Genomic DNA, 20,525 nt, shown 5'->3' on the forward strand with positions numbered 1-20,525 from the left:
TCATTCTCAACTCCGGTCGCCAGATAGTGACGTTGTCCCTGCTCGTATCTTTTTTCCACACAAAATCCGCCGATATCCATCGTCCAGTAAGGGATACCGGACAATGCAAAGTTGAGACCGGCGGAGATCTGTGCCTTCATATCTTCCCAGCGGGTACCGATATCCCCGCTCCAAACAGCGGTGGAATAGCGTTGAATACCGGTAAAACCCGAACGGGTCAGCAGAAAGACACGGTCATCGGGGTTCACACCCCGCTGTCCCTCGTAAATCGCTTCGGCATTGACCAATGAATATGCATTGAAGTATTTTGTGGATGGGCCGAGTGCTGTGGGACCACACAGCTTTTTCCGGTATTCCATGTCGGTATTATCCTGAATATTGGGTTCGGAAGCATCCATCCACCAGGCATCGATACCAAGGGAGTATAAGTTTTCATTAAGTTGTTCCCAGAATAGTTTGCGTGCCCCTTCGGCGTAAGCATCATAAAAAGAACCGATATAACCCTGTCCGATCCAATCACGGATGCTGTCTTTCACAGCCTGTTGATACATCCAGCCGTTTTTGTCGAACGCCTTGTAGTGATCGGTATTGAGATAAAATTTGGGCCATACGGAGATCATAATCCGTGCATTCATTTCATGTATTTTGTCGATCATCCCTTTCGGATCGGGGAATCGTTCCGCGTCGAACTTGTGGCTGCCCCATTCCGGTTCCGGCCAGTAGCTCCAATCTTGCACGATGTTATCGATGGGTATCCCTCGTTTTCTGAATTCAGCGAGGGTTTCCACCACTTCCTCTTGTGTTTTGTAGCGTTCGCGGCTTTGCCAGAAACCCATGGCCCATTTGGGCATAATCTGCGATTTTCCGGTAAGGGTTCTGTATCCGCTGATGACATCGTCCATGTTGTTGCCCGCCACGAAATAGTAATCGATACCATTTCCCATCTCACTCCAAAGAGATAGTTTATTCTGTTCTTCATCAGCGACGGGACTCAACGCTTTTAACGCAATATAGGATACACCACCATCGGGTTCCCATTCTACACGCAATGGTACTCTTTCACCTTTTCGAAAGAGATAGTCAAACTTATAGCTGTTGGGGTTCCAGGCAGTACGCCAGCGCTCCTCCACCACCGGTTCATTGTTGAGATATACCCTGATATAACCGGCATAATGAAGGAAGAAGCGGTACAATCCGCTTTCGGGAGCTTCCATCTCGCCGCTCCAGACAACATTTGCGTGATTCAGATCAAAACCCTCGGGGAAATTATGCAACAACGACAGAAACTGATAATCGAGCCTACTTTCCTGGCGTACTATTGTTTGTGAGGGGTCGTTCTTTTTCGTGTATACAGCCGTGAGACCTCCCTCTGTCCCATCACTACCATAAAGTCTGAACTGATCGAGGTCGGCATAATCGCGTACATCGCCAAATTTCGTCAGCGAATAATTATCCCATACGATGCCATAATTTTTGTTGGATATCACAAAAGGTACGGATACTTTGGTGTTGTACTGAAACAGCGATTCATTTTTTCCTTTGTAGTTGAAGTCGTCGGCCTGATGCTGCCCCAGGCCATAGAATGCTTCGTCATCGGACGACTCAAACAGTTGATGCACGGTGTACCCTTTGGTCCCTTCTACTTCAATGGGCGTCAGTGTTTTTCCGCCACCCTTATTTTCTTGTAGAAGAGTTTCACCTTTTTTATTTAGAAATGCTATTTCACCCGTCGTTCTGTGAATAGTCACATCCAAAGAATCGGTGGAGAGGATGATCGTGTCCTCTTCCTCTTCCACAGTGAAGTTGTCCGTAAAAGTTAAATCCGGCCGGGTTATCAGACTTTTCTCCCGGGTGAAATCTTTCTGGCTGGTGGCCGAAACGTGGATGATCTGCTCGTTAACCACCTGTAAGCGGATGGCTTGTACACCCGAGCTGTTATCCTGTTTCAACCGAACGATGATTCCGTTTTCTACCCTCTCGAGTCCCGGTGAGGTACAGGAGAAAAAAAAGAGGATACCCAGTGCGATATGAAAAATGCGCTCCATGTATTATAATTATTTTTTTGTAAAATTAATCATAATAGGCGTGAGAGCATCTTCTCTATGTCTTCGCTGACTGTGGGTTTTGTTAACCGAATGGGTAGTTTTGTTTCCGCAAAGTATGTTAAATGTTTACCGGTGTTACTTAGGTTTATTACCGGGTTTGCCATCAGAAAATAAGGAAGGGTTATTTTGATATTGAGAGGGTAAAACATTAAATTCCTCTTTAAAGTATTTGCTGAAATTTTTAGGATTGTTAAAGCCTACCTGATACGCTATTTCGGAGATATGAAGCTGACTTTCCCTCAATAGTTGAGCAGCACGTTTGAGACGGATAATGCGGATAAATTCAATGGGACTTTTCCCGGTGATGGAGATCATTTTCTTATAGAGATGCACCCTGCTTATTCCCAGCTCCTTACTCAGTTTTTCTACGGAGAATTCGCTATCGGAGATATACTCCTCCACCAATTTTATGGCATTCTTTATTAATTTCTCATCCAACGGAGTGATGGTTATGTCAGCAGGTTGAATATTAATCTGATTTTTGAATCGTTGCTGACGGTAAGATCTTAATTCCAACATTTTATGTATCCGGAGCGAGAGAATGTCTAAGTTAAATGGTTTCGTAATGTAGTCGTCGGCTCCTTTTTCCAAACCGTGCAGCTCCTGCTCCTGGGCTGTGTGTGCCGTAAGTAAGATTAGAGGAATGTGCGATGTGCGCACATCGTTTTTTACCTTTTCGCACAATTCGTATCCATCCATCTCGGGCATCATCACATCACTGATGATAATGTCCGGAGAAAATTCAACTATTTTTTCCCACGCTTCTTTTCCATTCGAAGCATCGAGCAGCGAAAAATCTTTTTTCAGTGTATCCCTCATAAAATAACGAAAATCATCGTTATCATCCACCAGAAGAATCGTTGTTTCATTCCTTTGCGCCATATCTTCGTTTTCTCCGTTGACTGCACCCTCATCCGGATCATCCATCTGTTCTTTTTCCGCAGCAGGCTGTGACACAATATACTCCAGCCTCTCTACTGGAAAAAGAAGTACGAACTGGCTTCCTTTGGGCACATTGTCATACACCTGAATGGAGCCTTTACAAAGAGAGACAAATTCTTTTACGATGTGGAGCCCGATACCACTTCCAGGAGAATCCTCATTTCTGACTTCACCCTGGTAAAAACGTTCAAAAATTCTCCTTTTCTCCTCCTCCTTTACCCCTAGGCCACTATCTATAACCCTGATCTCTAGCCGGTCCAGCTCGTCATCACTCCCTTTTGGTAAAACTTTCGCAACTACATCCACAGTTCCATTCTTCTCGGTAAATTTGATGGCGTTAGAGAGAAGATTCATCATTATTTTCCCCATTTTATCTTCATCGAATACCATGCTCAATTTATCCACAGAGGAGTAAAAGGTCAATCGGATATTCTTTTTTTCGGCATATTCGGCAAAATGGCTACAGGAATTTCGCAGGAATGAGATGATGTCGCCATAGGATAAATTCAAGGCGTAGTCATTCACATCGCTTTTTCGAAAATCAAGCAACTGGTTGACCATATTCAACAGTCGAATGGCATTTTTGTGGATCAGAGAGAGTTGCTGTTTTTGATGACCATCTGCTGCCGACTTCATCATATTTTCCAGGGGCGACAGAATCAATGTCAGTGGTGTTCGCAGTTCATGACTGACATTGGTAAAGAAACGAAGTTTCATGTCATCGATTTCATGTTTTCGTTCCGCTTCCAGTTCTATTTGCTTCATTTTAAATTTCTGCTGTTCGTTACGTATAATCATGTATCGTGCCAACAACAGGATCATCATCAACAAGAGGAAATAGAAGATATAGGCCAGGGGAGAGAGCCAGAACGGTGGTTTTATATGAATATGGAGCACAGCTGAGTCTTCACTCCAAAAGCCATCGCTGTTTGCCGCCTTTACGCTGAGCGTATAGTCTCCGGGGGCAAGGTTGGTATATGTTACACTATGGACACCGGGATCAGTGATTAACCAATCCGTATTAAATCCTTCCAGCATATAGGCGTAGGTCGTTTTTTCGGGAAGGACATAATTCATGGCTGAAAACTCGACAGAAAAAACATTCTGTCTATATTTAAAAGTGACCTCTTCTACCCGATTTAAGTCCGATTCCAGAATTCTGTTACCTTGATATTCAACCCCAACCTCAACCTCTTCATTAAAGAGCCTTAGCCCGGTAAAGAGCACCTTGGGTTGTGATGTGTTATAACGAATGTTTTCGGGATTAAAAAAATTAAATCCCCTGGTTCCGCCAAGCAAAATTTCACCATCTGGAGATTTGAAGACCGACCGCAGATTAAACTCGTGACTCTGCAAGCCGTCTTCTTCACGATAATTTACAAAAGAAAAATGATATTCGCCGGTTATTGAATGGGCATGAATCATAATATTTGATATACCGTTGGAAGTGGTGATCCACATATTGTGCTGATTATCTTCCACAATCCCGGAGATGACATTATCGGCCAGGCCATCACTTTTGTACAATTGGGTGATTTTATCCTGTTTCGGATCCCAGATATTCAAGCCATTCCGTGTACCGATCCAGATCAGCCCGCGGCTATCTTCAAAGACATGATTCACATTCAGATTGGTAAAAAACTGATCTCCTCTGCGGTTGGATTGGAGAATCTCGAAATGTTCGTTTTTTATATCAAAGATTGTCAGCCCAATGGCTGTTCCGAGTATCAAACGGTCGTTTTTACCCAGGCAGATCGATGAAATGAACTCAGATGACAGTTGTTGCTTGATGCTGTTGTTGAAAGTGGTAAATTGTCCGTTTTCCGGGTTGAATCGCTGTAAACCGCTTCCCAATGTACCAATCCAGATCATCCCCGACCTATCTTCCACGATCGACCATACATTGTTGTTGGCAAGGCTGTTTGGGTTGTTTGGGTCGTGACGATAGTGAACAAACTTTTTTCCGTCGAAACAATCCATACCCGACAAGTAAGTACCAATCCATATTTTTCCGCTTTTTGCGGCACAGAGGCTAACGACAATATTGCTGGTCAAAGAGGAACTATTGGAGGGATCATGACTGTAGAGACGATAATATCCGTCCTTTCTGTTTAAATGTACCAATCCGCTTCCATTGGATCCGATCCAGATGTTTTCGTCCTCATCTTTAATAATGGAATTCACATCGGGTTTAAAGTGATCAATTTTGTTGAAATAATGTAAATGATCGATACCAAATTTGTAGATACTCTCACTGAAATAGGAAATCCCGTTTTTATAGGTACCTACCCATATTATATCTTTCTGATCGGCATAAATACAATTGATACTGTTGTGCGCAATACTTCGTTCATCGTAAGGCTGATTCTGCAAATTGATCAGCTTGTTGTCTTTTTTATCGATGATATCGATACCACCATGATCGGTTGCCATCCAGATAAGTCCGGCGGAATCCTGAATGATATCCTGAATCATGTCACTTGTTAAGAAAAAGGGGAAATCACTTTGTTGGGATCCCACACACTTCCACTCATATTGTCGCGAATCATAAAACCATGCCCCCAACGGCATATCGGAATAGATCCACAGGTCGTTGTCCGAGTCGACAAAAGCCTGATAATTAACTGAATTAGCATGCTGATGATTCAGAATAAAGTTATCAGAATTATTGACTTTTAAACTTTTTTTATCCATATATTGGATCAATCCCGATCGAAAAACAAAAAAATAATTGCTTTCCGACTCTTTTAGGTCGGTAATCGTTCCGATGTCCAAATTTCCCGGTTGCCCATCTTGAGGAAAGAACACCAGTTGACCGCTATCGGCATGATACCTGTAGAAACCTGATGCAGTCACATAACACCACACATTTTTATCATCATCAATAAAAATGAGATCGACTGGATTGGTGATGCCCATCTCTTTCAACAGCAACGTACTTTTTTCGAATTTCTCTATTTCGGGATTATAAACGGTGTATCCGTTGGCCGTATGAATCCAGAGTCGCCCCGTTATATCCTCTTGAACACCAAGGATCAGGTTGTCGGGCAATGAATTTTCATCGTTGGGATTGTAACTAAATACTTTAAATTTATTTCCGTCATATCTGTTCAAACCCGATGCGGTAGAAAACCACATAAACCCCCTGCTATCCTTAAAAATATGATTGATCTGGTTATGAGAAAGCCCATCACGAACCGCCAGTTGTTTAAAAAGCCAGGATGATTGGCCCAAAAGAGATGGGTAACAACTAGCGAAAAAGAGGATTGGTAAGATAAAACGGTATAGTCTCATCATTGGTTCAACCTTTACGGCGGGCAACTTTTCGCAACTCAATGGTTATTGACCGCTTGCATCACAAACATAATAAAAATTAGCTAAATAGCTAAATCATGTATAGAAGATTCGCGAATAGATTACTCACTGCACGCTTTAGCTCACGTGAGCTATAATGAAATGTAAAAAGCTGACAGATTAGAACTTAGCTGCACACAAACAGCTAGCGAAGATTAAATCAAATATTTAGGGTGTACGTTCGTGTTTATAGCGGAAGAGGAGGGCAAACAGGAGGGCTACCAACAAGGCATATCCGGCAAAAACAAACCAGACGGACTGCCAGTCACCAACCATGAGTGATTTTGTTTGTCCTTCGACAACCACATCCTGCCAATGTGTGAACTGATTGACCACCCATTGTGCACCGAGTGTTCCAACAGTGGCTCCTATCCCATTTGTCATCAACATGAACATTCCCTGCGCACTGGCTCGTATATGATGGGGTGTTTCTTTGTCGACAAATAGCGATCCGGAAACATTGAAAAAATCGAATGCTACACCATAAACCAACATGGAGAAGATCAGCAACCAAACTCCGTTACCCGGATTTCCAAGGCCGAAAAGTCCGAAACGGAGTACCCAGGCAAACATGGCGATGAGCATGACATTCTTAATTCCATATCGCTTCAAAAAGAAGGGGATCAGCAAAATACAGAGTGCTTCCGATATTTGGGACAATGAGATCAGCATATTGGCATGTTTCACTCCGAACGTATTGGCATATTGCGGCAAAGCTTCAAAACTGGCGATGAACGGGTTGGCAAAACCATTGGTGATCTGCAGGGAGACACCCAAAAACATGGAGAAGATAAAAAACAGTGCCATCTTGCGCTGTTTGAACAATTTAAATGCATCCAGCCCCAAGGCTTGAAACAGGGTTTTATCTTTTGTGTCGGTACTGACGGGACAATTGGGCAGCGTGAAAGCATACCCCCCCAGTACCAAACCGATGGCGCCACTCATCACAAACTGCATCGCAGAGGTCTGAAAACCAACCACATCTACCAGCCACATGGTACAGATAAACCCGACAGTGCCGAAAACACGGATGGGTGGAAATGCTTTGACCGTATCCATTCCTCCCCTTTCCAAAATGGTGTATGCGACGGAATTGGATAACGCAAGCGTGGGCATATAAAAAGCCACACTCAGGGTATAGAGCGTAAAAAGCACCGGAAAAGAGACATCAACACTTGCCTCAAAGCCATACAACCCTGCAGCAAGCATGAAAGCGGCAGCCATCAGGTGGCACATACCCAGTAATTTCTGCGCCGGCACCCACCGGTCGGCAATGATGCCTATCACCGCCGGCATAAAGATGGACACAATACCCTGCACCGAATAAAAGATTCCAATGTGAGATCCTAACCCCACAGGCCCCAGATAACGCGACATGGAAGTCAGATAAGCCCCCCAAACGGCAAATTGGAGGAAATTCATAATGATCAGCCGAATTTTCAACGACATATGGATGATTTAAATGTTATTTGTTTGTTACCTGCTGAGCCAGGGCGCCGGATTCAATTTGGTTGTCTTTTGCCACAATTGAAAGTGCATGGCGGAAATATTTGTGTCGGGATCGGTAAAAATACGCCCCAACGACTGCCCCGTCTTCACTTTATCTCCCTGTTTTACAAATAGATCGTATATATTGGCATAGAAGGTATAATACTCGCCATGACGCACGATGACGCAGGTGTTGGAACCTGGGAAGGAAAAAACTTTCGACACCTCCCCGTCGAAAACCGACCGTATACTGGCTCCCTTTTGTGCCTGGATGTCGATTCCGTTGCTGTTGGTGGTCACGTTCCACTCGTTGTGTTTCTTCGCACCGAAGTTGCCGACAATGGAAGCGGTTCCGGTGACGGGCATCGGCAGTTTCCCCTTGTTGGACGCAAAGTTGTTTGAAAGCTTAAAAGTTTCGGAGGAGGCCGTACTTTTATCGGCCTCTATGCGGGGCGCAGCACTTGTTACACGGGAGGATTCTTTCTCAGCAGACGAAGAGGTCGTTTCTTTGTTTGTTTTGCTGCTCCCTGTTTCACGCGGCGATTTAGCAGCCAATTCGTCGGCCTTTCTGCGACGCTCCGCTTCGGCTGCAAGCCTTCTTGCTTCGGCTTCCCGTTCTTGTCGTGCCACCTCCTCTGCAATAAGCTTTTCAATCTGAGCATTCAGCTGGTTCGCCTGTTGTTGCTTTTCCTTTAACGCTTTTTGGAGCTGCTGTTGCTGTCCTCTCACAGCTGTCATTTCTGACTGTTTTGTTTTTTCTTCGTTCCGGAGCCGTTGCTGCTCAGACTGGATTGCAAGCAAAGCCTTCTCCTTATCATCCCTGGCCTTTGCCAGCTCTTCCTTCCTGATGGCGATCGCGGCATTTTGCCTTTTGATCTCTTCGCCTTGCGACTTCTGCCACTTGGAGTACTCGCGCAGATATTGCATTCTGCGTAGCGATTCACCAAGTGATTTTCCGGAGAGAATAAAAAACAACTTGTTTTGGTTCACGTTGTGTTTCAGCATCCCCTGTACGGCATTGGCATAATTGTCCTGCTTTTTTTTCAGCTCTTTGTTGAGCCGGGTAATTTCTGCTTCCAGTCGCGACTCCTCCTGCTGTAAGGCCCTGATCTCTGCCTGCTGAGCGTCAATGAGCTCTTTGCGGGCAGCAATTTGCTTGTTGATCAGGTTTATACGGTCTAAAATGGTGGTTGTCTGTTTTTTGACGTTCAGATAAAGCTTATTCGTGTTTTTTATCTCTTCCTGCAGCACCTGCTGTTGTTTTTGCAAACGTTCAATCTGTGGGTTTTGAGAGAACGAAAGAAAAACAGCAGCAAAAAAATGGAAAATGACAAAAAGCCGTCTCATTGATTCAGGGAAAAGATTTTTAGTATTTCTTCAACAGTTGTTTTCGTATAGCCCGCCGGCACATTCATTGCCAGCTGAAGCGGTTCGTCGGTAGCAATGTCTGAGAAAAGCAACTCTGCGTCAATTTTGCGGGAGGAGGAGGAAAGGGTTATATTCATCTTGCTGGGGAAGATAAAATCATCTAAAAGGACAAAGTTATGATACCCCCACTGCAGCGATTGTTTTTTCTGATGTTGCATCAAATGCGTAAAAGTGATGCGGTCGTCGCCGTTTACGGTGAAGGAGTAATCGATACCCGAGTCGGCATCTTTTGATGTGATGTAATAACATTGGTCGGAGGTCTGGATATAGTTGAATTTGCGGTAATCCGGTAATTCGGGACGCTCTTTTCCCGAGACAAAAAGGGCATTGGTGAATACCGACTGCATGGTGTAAAAGTCGAACCCAACGGGATAGATCTCTTTCAAAGTTGCAATGGATTCCATCACGTAGCGTTTGTTCATTCTGTCGACCACCATCACTGTATCGGGATTGATATAAAATCGGAACATCTCCACTCCAAACAACGGCTGTATTGATATCTGTAGTGCGTTGTCCTTGATGATCCGGATATTGGCTTTGGAACTAAGTGATTTAGTGCCGGTGGTAAGATTCATGTTCAGCTTCGCAGTAAAAGTATTGTATTGGAATTCATTGGTAATAATGTCACTAAAAATCTGATTATTAGCCTTATCCTCTACGGGCGAAGTGGAATAGACGATCTGCTGCCTGGGCTTACACGCATTCAAGGCGAGCCCTGATAAAAGACAGATAAACAAAATTTGTTTACACCTTATTGCTTTCATTATGAATATTTTTCTATTTTCTTTCTCCCGGGATCACGGGACGACCGGCATCCATCGATTAAAAGACATTACAACGTGCCGGCTTCTATTTTTTTATCGAGCTTGCTGGAAGCATTGCCCAATTCCTTTGCCTTTTTCCAATACTCCAGGGCTTTCTCTTTATCTCCCGTTTGGTAAAGGACATCACCATAATGCTCAAAAACTTCTGCTGAGGGATTCTCTTTGCCGTACTCAATGGCTTTCTCAATGTAAATCTTTGCCATGAAGTAGGAGCCCTGCTCATACAACACCCACCCGTACGTGTCAAGGAAGGTAGGATTCATTGGCTCCGCCTTAATGGTGATGCCACTCATCTGTTCGGCTTTATCAAGGTCCTTCTTTTCCAATGACAGATAATAACTATAATTGTTTAAAACAGAAAGATTCTGCGGATTCAGTTTTAACGATTTTTCGTAACTCAGGAAAGCAGCTTCCTTATTACCCAGGAAATAATTCAGATCGCCAATCTGGCCATGAAAGTCTGATTCTAACAAAGGATTGCTGATGATCGCATTTTTCAGTCCTTCCTCAAAAACATGCAAAGCCTTCTCATAATTTCCCTGTTGATAATGGGCAGCTCCAAGATAAAAATAAAACTGCGGCTCCTGCGGAAGATGTTTCAGCGCCTCGGTCGTTATTTCCTGGATCTTTTTCAGATCTTCTTCCGCCAATGCGAGGCGGATCATCTGATCGTATCCGGCAGGATCGGTGGGGTTTTCTTTGGCATATATTTCAAACTGTTTCATGGCACCGGCTTTGTCACCCTGCAACACCAAAGCATTGCCATAAATCATATTTAGCTGCGAATTACTGGGATATTGTACAAAAAGGGTTTCAAACAAGAGATTGGCCTGTTTCAGGTCCTGTTGGCTCTGCTGCAGGATTCCGAGATAACGGGTGAGAAGCTGCAGCTTCGTCTCCACATCGAGTGAGGAGCTGGTAATGGCTTTCTGTAATTCTGTCTGGGCAGCTGTTTTGTTATTCGTTTTTTCGTAATAGTTGACCATGGAAAGGATGAGCGCAGGATATTGCTGATCAATTAGCTGCGCCTTTTCGTAGTAATCCAAAGCCTTCACGGGCTGATTATCTTCCAGATAAAGATCACCCATGAGGATCAGATACCTGGGGTCGGCAGGGTTCTTATCAATAATTTGCTGAATTTCGTCGAACGCCTTCTCCTTCTTATTCATCAGCGAATAGAGGCGGTACTTATTTAATGTGATTATTTCGGATATTCCGGTACTCTTTTCCAGCTTATTGAGCGCATCAATAGCTTTCTGAAGCTCTCCATTGTCTGCATAAGCATTGGCCAGTTCGAACTGGAGCTCCGGCTTGCCAGGATGCTCCTCTGCCAAAGCACTGTAAATATCCACCACCTCCTGCTTCAAACCCAGCTCCTTACTCAAACCGGCAAGCATCATGTTGTAGTAATAATTGGAAGCATCATAACGAACGGCTTTCCGAAAATATGTCAGCGCCTTGTCTTTGTCTTGCAAGACGTTGTAAAACGTCCCCAGCTCCACCAGCACATTGGCGTTGGTTGAATCCAACGTATGGCAATACTGCAAAAGATCCATAGCCTCATCATACTTTCCCTGCGTTTTGGCATTCAAAGCCTGGTAGAAAAAATAGTCGAATTTGCGGCGGTCTTCCTCCTTGAGGGACAATGCTTCCGCATCCTGCTGTATCAATGCCATCAGGGGCACCATCCCGGCAAGAAGGAAAAGCAATAAAAGAGAGACTGATTTTCTGTATAACGCGGTTATATGGGCCATTTTGTTGCTTCGGTTATTATTTTTTGCCGGTATGTCCAAACCCGCCGGCGCCCCGTTCTGTTTCTTCCAGTGAATCGACCTGCTCCCATTCAACCATTGCATGTTGCGCAATGACCATCTGACAGATTCGTTCCCCGTCGTTGACAACATACTCTTCATTCGAGAGGTTGACCAGGATCACCCGGATCTCTCCACGATAGTCGGCATCAATCGTTCCCGGAGCATTCACGATGCCAATTCCATGTTTTATAGCAAGGCCACTGCGCGGACGGATCTGCGCTTCAAATCCTATTGGAAGCTCAATATAAATACCTGTGGGCACCAGCGCCCGTTCCAGCGGTTTCAACACCACCGGCTGCGAAACGTTGGCACGCAAATCCATACCTGCAGCAAAAGCGGTCGCATATTCCGGCAATGGATGTCTGGACGAGTTGACTATTTTAATCTTCATCGGAGGAGTCTGTTCAATTCAATTGTGCGAATTTATACAATTCTGAGGAATAAAGGGCCAATTTGATGAATTTTAAGCAAATTGAAAGGAGCTGCAGGCAACATTTAAGAGCTACACCATTCGTGAACTACAAAAAATATTCTATCTTTGCGTATATGAGCGGACAAGACGACCTACTGGCCAAGTTACGCCAAACGTTGAACGAACAAGGAATCGACTCGTTTCATATCCTCGAGGACCTGGTACCTATTGAGGAGCAGATGGACTATTTCCGGTATTTCGACAGATTGAGAAAAGAGAACAGCCCCTTTGAACGCGACGAAGAAGTGGCGGTGTTGTTTTCTCCATACGAGTCGATTGAACGCAAAAAAAGGAGTCTGACGCTGCTGGCTTCCATCCCCGACGTGGGTGCCTACCGCTCCATTGAAACCTATCACAGCAGTCCGCTGGAACCCGAACTGCTCAACTGGTCCTCGATGGCCCTGGTAAGTAGCCGCATTGTCCTGAGCTCCGATCTGTCGGGACATCAGCAGATTTATATCTCCTCGGGACTGGGAGGGCACGACAAGAAACTGCGTTTTTTTGCTCTGTTCACCACGCAAGACAGACAGCCTCTTTCGGATCTGCAAAGAGAAATAGTGGAACGTGAATTTATTTTCCAGCTGCAAAAAGGAGAAATAGTCATTGAAAAATTCGAAATAAAAGATAATTATTTTACCATACTGATGCTTTTTTCTTTCGACAACGACGCAAAATCGAGTCTCAATGCTGCTGTTGCCGAGTGCAACCAATATGGTAATTTTCTGGATCCAAAATTTCTCTTTACAAATGTAAAGATACTAAGCGAGAAAGAAATCGCCCATTTACTGGAGAAAAAGTAAACCATCTGTTCCACCGTATTTCCGGCATCATGAGGCAATCAGCCAGTAAAAAATATTTTTGCACGGCACTCATCACCGTTATGCTCACCGCGCTCAGCCTCACGGGCCGTGCACAGGAGATCCCCTTCATACCTCCCGTTTATAACTATACGACTGGCAATTACAAGGCAGGGAACCAGAACTGGGCTGTTGCACAGGGGAGCAACGGCGTAATCTATGTAGGGAATAACAACGGACTGCTAAGTTTTGAGGGGATAAACTGGAAACTGCACAAGCTACCAAACAATCTTTCCGTAAAATCAATTTATATCGATTCGGACGCTTCACCTGAACGCATTTACGTGGGTTCATTCGAAGAGTTCGGGTATTTTGAGTACGACGAAAAAAATCAACTTATTTACCACTCTGTCAAAAGTCTGGTAAAAGATTACACGTTTCACAACGATGAAATATGGACAATTCATCCCTTCAAGGGCAATATCTACTTCCAGTCGTTTTCAGCTGTTTTCGCCTATGACGGGAAGAAGGTAACCACACTGAGCCCTCATCCGGCAGTGTTGTATTTCTTCCCCGTAGGCGATGACATGTTTGCACAGTTAATCAACAACGATTTCTATCGTTTCGACGGAGACAAGTTTCACCACATTCTGACACGTGATCAGCTTAAAGATGACAATGTGGTGGCGGTCTTACCTTTCGATGATGAATACCTACTGATAACATCTAAAAGCGGCCTCTACCGGTTTTCAGAGGATACACAGACACTTACCCCCTGGAAAACATCCATAGAGCCGGACTTAACGGGAGCCATCATCAACCGGGCCATTTTTTCGGCCAATGAACAATATATATTCGGAACACTCAACAGCGGGCTCTACGCCGTTGACAGGAAAGGGAACAAACTGTGGCATGTCAGCCGGAGCAGCGGACTGAACAATAATACCATATTGGCTTTATACAGCGACAGAGAACACAACATCTGGGTAGCCCTCGACAACGGCATCTCATACATTCGAACCCAATCGCCTTTTACTATTTTTGAACCTAACGATGTACAGATAGGTTTGGTAGAGGATATCCTTTTCCATCGGAACAACCTCTATGTGGCCACAAACCAGGGAATTTATCATTATTCAGAAGCTGAGAAAAACTTCTTTCGCCTGCCAGAGTTCGATACTCAGGCATGGTTCATCAGAACTTTCGGGAATCAGATCTTCGTCGGTCACAATTTGGGTACTTCACTTCTTGAGAACGGCAAGGAGAAAGTGATTCCGGAAGCCCAGACCGGCGGGATGGATATAAAACAGGCAGTCATCAACGGGAAAAATGTTCTTCTTGAATCAACATATACCTCATTGTACATATATACCCAGACTTTGGCCGGCAAGTGGATTTTCAGCCACCGGGCAGAAGGATTCCTGGACCTTATCAAAAACCTTGAGCCAGACCACACCGGAAACATCTGGGCCGGACACATGTACAAGGGAGTCTATCGTTTACGGCTCGACAATGCACTTCGAAAAGTCGTGGAGATTGAAAATTACCAGTCGCTCGATAGTGCGAAAACAGCACTACCCGATCCTGTAAAGGTAATGAAACTGAAAGGACGTATCGTGTTTACCGACGGGAACCGTTTTTACACTTATGACGACATACACGGAAAAATTATTCCGTATGACTTGTTAAACAGGTATCTGCCCGATTTTGCCGATACCTACCGGATTGTCTCCATAAACGATACGCTACACTGGTTCATCCGCAACACAGAGTATGCCCTGGTATCTTCCTCCGGAGACACATACAGGCTGGTCGATCGCATACCTTACAGCATTCTTAACAATCCTCCCAACATGGGACGAGCCAATGTGTATGTGGCCGATGAACAGACTACCTATTTCTGTCTGAATGGGGGTATAGGAAGATATATTTTTACTGAAGGGCCAAAACAAAAAAGAAGCACCTTATACCTCTCGTCAGCAGAGTATTATGACAGAAAAAATGACCAAACCTCCTATCTTGATCCACGAAAAAAAGCAATTATTGCTTATCAGCATAACGACGTTGGTTTTCAGTTTATGTATCCCGAATATTCTAAAAATGTATTCAGGGTAGAATGTTTTTTAGACGGCTACGATAGCAGATGGGTAAATACAGCCGAGGATCTTTCCATATCCTACAATAACCTGCCGGCCGGTGAGTATATCATGAAGGCACGTGTACGGGATAATTCAGGAGCGGTACTATCCACGGTCGGTTTTACCTTCCGGATTAAAAATCCATGGTATAAAACCTGGTGGGCATATCTCTCCTATGTCTTGTTCATCTTATTTATCACCGTTCTTCTCATTGAAAATCATGTACAAAAAGTAGTCGAAAGAAAAAACAAACTTTTTTCTGAACAGGAAAACCGGCGGCTCGCACAACTTGACAAACAGGAAAAAGAAATTACTGCACTGCGTAATGAGAAGCTGGAGTCGGATCTCACCTATAAAGGCAAGGAGCTGGCCAGCGCCACCATGATGATTATCAATCATACCGAATTTCTGAAAAATCTGCGTGCACGGATTCAATCCTGTATGCTGACAGGCAAAATCAACCGCAGCGAAGGAAATGAGTTGGTGACAATGATCGGAGAAAACTTATCGGAAGAGGATGCATGGATCGTCTTCCAGGAAAACTTCGACCTCATCCACAAAAATTTCTTCCGAAAGCTCAAGGAGAGATACCCCGCACTCACCCCATCAGATCTAAAACTTTGCACGCTACTCCGTTTGAACTACTCTTCCAAGGAGATTGCGGGGATGATGAACATCTCCATCCGGGGAGTAGAGGCTGCACGATACAGGCTACGAAAAAAGCTGGATCTCAACGAAGCCGAAAATCTGGTCGATTTTATGATAAAATTCGAATAAATGGCTACTGTACACTTATCGACATGCTAATTCATAATAAATTAATAATCTGAAACTTTAACCTTATCGACGTAGTAAAAAAGTATCCTTTAAAAACATGCTTTACAACATAAAGTATTTTTGAAGAGGCAATATATTTTACAAGACGGAAAGCAATTTATTATTTTGTGTCGAAGATTTTTTCAACAAAAATTATGAATCCATGAAATTGAAAATTGCAACAGTTTTAAATCTCCTGCTGTTCACCATGATGTTATTTGCACAGCAGCAAATAAACGTCTCCGGAACGGTGACGGAAGGAGCCACGGGAGACCCGGCTATAGGGGTTACCGTATTGGTGAAAGGAACGACCCTCGGCACCGTGACCGGGGTCGATGGAACTTACACACTCTCCAATGTACCGGCGGATGCGACCCTTGTCTTCAGCTACATCGGGATGACAACGATTGAAGAATCCCTCAACGGACGGACCTTGGTGAATGTGGTCATGTCGGAAGATGTACAGGCGCTGGAGGAAGTGGTCGTGATCGGCTACGGCACCGCCCGGAAAAGAGACTTGACCGGCTCCATTGTCAGTGTGAATGCCGAAGAGATTGCCAACCGTCCTACAACAAACCTATTGTCATCCGTACAGGGCAAAGTTGCCGGTGTACAGATTGTAAACTCCGGTCGCGCGGGACAGGATCCGGAGGTGCGGATCCGGGGCACAAACTCTATTAACGGTTATTCCCCTTTGTATGTGGTCGACGGCCTGTTTTCCGATAACATAAACTATCTGAATCCCGCAGACATTGAATCGATGGAAATATTGAAAGACCCCTCTTCGTTGGCAATTTTTGGGGTACGCGGTGCCAATGGCGTCATCATTGTAAACACGAAACGGGCAAAAAGAGGACAGACCGTGGTAAACTTCAACAGCTCACTCGGCTTTAAAGAGGTTACACACAAGATGCCGATGACCAACGCGGCACAGTTCCGCGAATTGTACGACGAACAGCGGATCAACCAGGGGCTGGGAAGCTTTGATTACACTGACTGGCAGGCCAATACCGACTGGCAGGATGTGATTTTCCAGCAAGGTTTCCTGACCAATAACAACGTAAGCATCACCGGCTCGGGTGAGAGGAGTCGCTTTTACCTCGGCATCGGCTATACCGCTGAAGAAGGTAACATCAAGCATGAGGAGTACTCACGTCTGACACTCAACCTGAGCAGTGAATACAGTGTAAGCAGTGCACTTCGTTTTGGCTACCAGGTGAATGCCTCGCGGACAAAACCCACCGACGCCAAGGGAGTAAGCGGAGCCATCAAGGCAGCACCGATCGCTCCCATCTATAACGAAACAGGTGAATTGTTACACACATTGCCCGATTTTCAGCGGGCACAGGTATGGAATCCCCTGATCGATGTAGAGACAAGGGCCAACCATTCCATCGCTCTGAACCATCGCGCGGCGGGTAACATCTACGGTGAGGTAGACTTTCTGAACCATTTCAGCTTCAAGAGCACCTTTTCACTCGACTATGCGGTGAATGAGAATCGTGGTCTCAGTCCCATCATCACCGTCTACAACCCGGACATCGGGGGTGCGGAGAACCTCACCACCAGTGAATCGGTCTCCCAGTCCAAATCGACCCGTGCTGTGGCTCAAAGTGACTATATCCTCACCTACGACAACTCCTTTGGCAGCCACAACCTGACCGCCACCGCGGGTGTCACCACCAACTTCACCGAGTATTCCTTGTTGGGCGCATCCCGTAGCCAGAACATCGAAGACATCATCTTCTCCGTGCCAGACAACGACATCAACAAATGGTGGATATCCTCGCTCTCCAACAAGTCGATGTCCAACAATGGCAGCCAGTACAAACGATTCACCATGTCCTACCTGCTGCGGGCACTCTATAACTACCAGAATCGCTACCTCTTTAACGCCTCCTACCGGCGCGATGGTGCTTCGGTCTTCCGCTCGGTAGGCAATACCTGGGACAACTTTTATTCCTTCGGCGCCGGATGGGTCGCCTCGGAAGAGGATTTCATGAAAGATCAGTCTTTGATTGACTACCTGAAGTTCAAAGGGTCATGGGGTGTACTGGGTAGTCAGAACACCGGTGGCTACAACTACCCCACCTACCCGCGACTTGAAAGTACCGGCAGTGCCGTCTTCGGTGACAATATCATCACCGGCTACTCGATACAATATCTACCCCAGAACCTGAACTGGGAGAAGACCTACGCCTGGGAGGCCGGATTCGAGATTACCCTGCTCGACAACCGCCTGCGCCTGGAACCGGTATTTTATGATAAAACCACAAAAGATATCATTGTAATGCTGTCTGGCTTCTCCGGAGCCAAGAACTCATTGGAGAACCTTGGCGAGATACGTAACCGTGGTCTGGAGATTTCAGCCTCATGGAGCGATAAGCTTGGTAGCAATGGACTCAACTACGCCATCTCGGGGAACCTGACCACCATTGACAACAAAGTACTCTCGCTGGGTCGCGGACCGGATGATGCCATCTTTGCCGCCAACGGGATTGCCCGATCTCTGGAAGGCTATCCCGTGGGACACTTCTTCGGATATAAGGTGGCCGGCGTCTACCAGAACAGGGAAGATGTGAAAACCTATTACCCCAACAGCGTGGGGAGCGTGGCACCGGGTGATCTGAAGTTTGTGGATGTAAATGGCGATGGAGCCATCACACAGGATGACCGTACCATGATCGGTAACCCGACACCCGATTTTACCTATGGGCTCAGTCTCAACCTGGACTACCGCAACTTCGACTTCGGCGTGGAAATGATGGGAGTATATGGCAACGAGATCTACCGCACATGGGACGATCCCACCTATGCACAACTCAACTACCTGACCAACCGCATGGGCCGTTGGCACGGCGAAGGCACCTCCAACTGGGAGCCGATCCTCAACCCTTCACGATCCATCAACCTGATTAACTCCAATTACTTCATCGAGGATGGTAGCTTCTTCCGCATCCGCAACGTGCAGCTGGGATATACCTTTGAGGCCGACTTCCTGCAGAAAGTATATCTCAAGTCGCTTCGGCTCTTCGCCAATGTGCAGAACCTGAAGACCTGGACACGGAATACCGGATATACCCCTGAAATCGGCGGCTCTGCCCTGGCATTCGGTATCGATGGCGGTACCTATCCCATGCCGATGATTTACACCTTTGGACTAAACTTAACTTTTTAATCGCAGATAAGTATGAAACATAATAGAATATATCTCTGGATACTAATCGCAGTGTTGGCCACAGTGACACAGTCCGGCTGCTCTGACCTGCTGGACCAGAAGCCGCAGGGAGAATGGGTCGAGGGCGACGAAGGTAGCGGCGGCTCCTTTCAGTCCGATGTGTTCACCCTTTATGCCAAAATTCGCGGCTTTCATGTCACCTCCGGCACCACGGCCCTGGCAATACACGCCTTCCGTTCAGAAGATGCCGAAAAAGGGAGTACCGCTGCCGACGGGGCTGCCCACGGCAGGATGTTCGACGATTTTGAATATATTGCCACCAACGGCCTGATCAGCTCCTACTGGACCGCCAACTATGAGATCATTATCCTGGCCAACAAGATCCTCGATGATATTACGCAGGCAGAAAAGAAAAGCGGAACCCTCTCGGAGGGAGATCTGATCAATCGTTCCGAGGCCCACTTCTTCCGTGCATACGCCTTCTTCAACCTCGTACGCGCCTTCGGTGATGTACCCAAGATCGATTTCCGGATCGTGAATGCCGAGGAGGCCAATATCCCCAAATCACCGGCAACAGAGATCTATGCACTTATTGATGCGGATCTTACAGAAGCTGAAGCGCATCTGCCGAAGGAATGGGCTCCGGTCTACACCGGCCGGCTTACCTGGGGTGCTGCCAGAGCTTTGCATGCCAGAACCTATATGATGAGAAACGATTGGAATAATATGAATGTTGCATCCGTAGACGTAATACAGTCTGGTCTGTATAATCTCAATACCCCCTACAATCAGATCTTTCGCGAAACCGGAGAGAACAGCAGCGAATCTGTATTTGAGCTGCAATGTACCGCCACCCCCTCACAACCTGGCTCTAATGATATCGGCAGCCAGTTTGCACAGGTGCAGGGTGTCAGAGGTGCCGGCGAATGGAACCTGGGATGGGGCTGGCATACACCCACCCAACTGATGGCTGATGCTTTTGAGGCAGGAGATCCCCGAAAGGATGAAACACTGCTCTACTTCATCAAGACCGGGGGCGATCCTTCCTCCATCCCTGCCAATCAACCCTATGGGGAGAAACCAATCGCCAACGCCGATGTGACCAACAAGTACTATAACAAGAAGGCTTACACCAACCCCAGCCTGCGGGCCACCTATACCAAGGGAGG

General features: G+C 45.8%; 11 protein-coding genes. 4 read left to right on the forward strand and 7 right to left on the reverse strand.

Translation table 11 applies throughout. The features are described 5' to 3' along the window. The 7 genes from B3Z75_RS05855 to dut form a co-directional block, all read right to left on the reverse strand. The coding region (locus tag B3Z75_RS05855) for a TIM-barrel domain-containing protein (protein WP_294068606.1) at positions 1–2,045 on the reverse strand (2,045 nt) is incomplete at its 3' end. A gap of 135 nt (positions 2,046–2,180) precedes the next feature. Beyond that, the gene (locus tag B3Z75_RS05860; RefSeq protein ID WP_294068608.1) at positions 2,181–6,344 is read right to left on the reverse strand and encodes a two-component regulator propeller domain-containing protein; all 4,164 of its coding nucleotides are present in this window, start codon (positions 6,342–6,344) and stop codon (positions 2,181–2,183) included. Between the two features lie 225 nt (positions 6,345–6,569). Further along, a complete protein-coding gene (locus B3Z75_RS05865) occupies positions 6,570–7,850 on the reverse strand; it encodes a nucleoside permease (RefSeq protein ID WP_294068610.1) in 1,281 nt (426 codons plus the stop codon). A gap of 27 nt (positions 7,851–7,877) precedes the next feature. Next, positions 7,878–9,236, reverse strand: coding sequence for a murein hydrolase activator EnvC family protein (locus B3Z75_RS05870; RefSeq protein ID WP_294068612.1), 1,359 nt, complete (start codon positions 9,234–9,236; stop codon positions 7,878–7,880). Further along, a complete protein-coding gene (locus tag B3Z75_RS05875; protein ID WP_294068614.1) occupies positions 9,233–10,081 on the reverse strand; it encodes a DUF4292 domain-containing protein in 849 nt (282 codons plus the stop codon). The genes B3Z75_RS05870 and B3Z75_RS05875 overlap by 4 nt, the downstream gene beginning before the upstream one ends. A gap of 68 nt (positions 10,082–10,149) precedes the next feature. Then, entirely contained in the window at positions 10,150–11,895 is a 1,746-nt protein-coding gene (locus B3Z75_RS05880; RefSeq protein ID WP_294068616.1) for a tetratricopeptide repeat protein, read from the reverse strand. A gap of 16 nt (positions 11,896–11,911) precedes the next feature. Beyond that, complete coding sequence (gene dut / locus B3Z75_RS05885) at positions 11,912–12,346, reverse strand: dUTP diphosphatase (protein ID WP_294068617.1); 435 nt, start codon at positions 12,344–12,346, stop codon at positions 11,912–11,914. A gap of 65 nt (positions 12,347–12,411) precedes the next feature. Here dut and B3Z75_RS05890 point away from each other — a divergent pair, with 65 nt between their 5' ends. The 4 genes from B3Z75_RS05890 to B3Z75_RS05905 form a co-directional block, all read left to right on the forward strand. Next, on the forward strand, positions 12,412–13,227 hold the full coding sequence (locus B3Z75_RS05890) for a hypothetical protein (RefSeq protein ID WP_294068619.1): 816 nt from the start codon (positions 12,412–12,414) through the stop codon (positions 13,225–13,227). Positions 13,228–13,256: 29 nt separating this feature from the next. Continuing rightward, complete coding sequence (locus B3Z75_RS05895) at positions 13,257–16,139, forward strand: triple tyrosine motif-containing protein (RefSeq protein WP_294068621.1); 2,883 nt, start codon at positions 13,257–13,259, stop codon at positions 16,137–16,139. Positions 16,140–16,341: 202 nt separating this feature from the next. Next, the gene (locus tag B3Z75_RS05900; protein WP_294068623.1) at positions 16,342–19,356 is read left to right on the forward strand and encodes a SusC/RagA family TonB-linked outer membrane protein; all 3,015 of its coding nucleotides are present in this window, start codon (positions 16,342–16,344) and stop codon (positions 19,354–19,356) included. Positions 19,357–19,368: 12 nt separating this feature from the next. Continuing rightward, positions 19,369–20,525, forward strand: a 1,157-nt coding sequence (locus B3Z75_RS05905; RefSeq protein WP_294068625.1) for a RagB/SusD family nutrient uptake outer membrane protein, incomplete at its 3' end; no start/stop codon positions are given.

The organism is Proteiniphilum sp. UBA1028 (assembly GCF_002316955.1).
Lineage (GTDB): Bacteria > Bacteroidota > Bacteroidia > Bacteroidales > Dysgonomonadaceae > Proteiniphilum.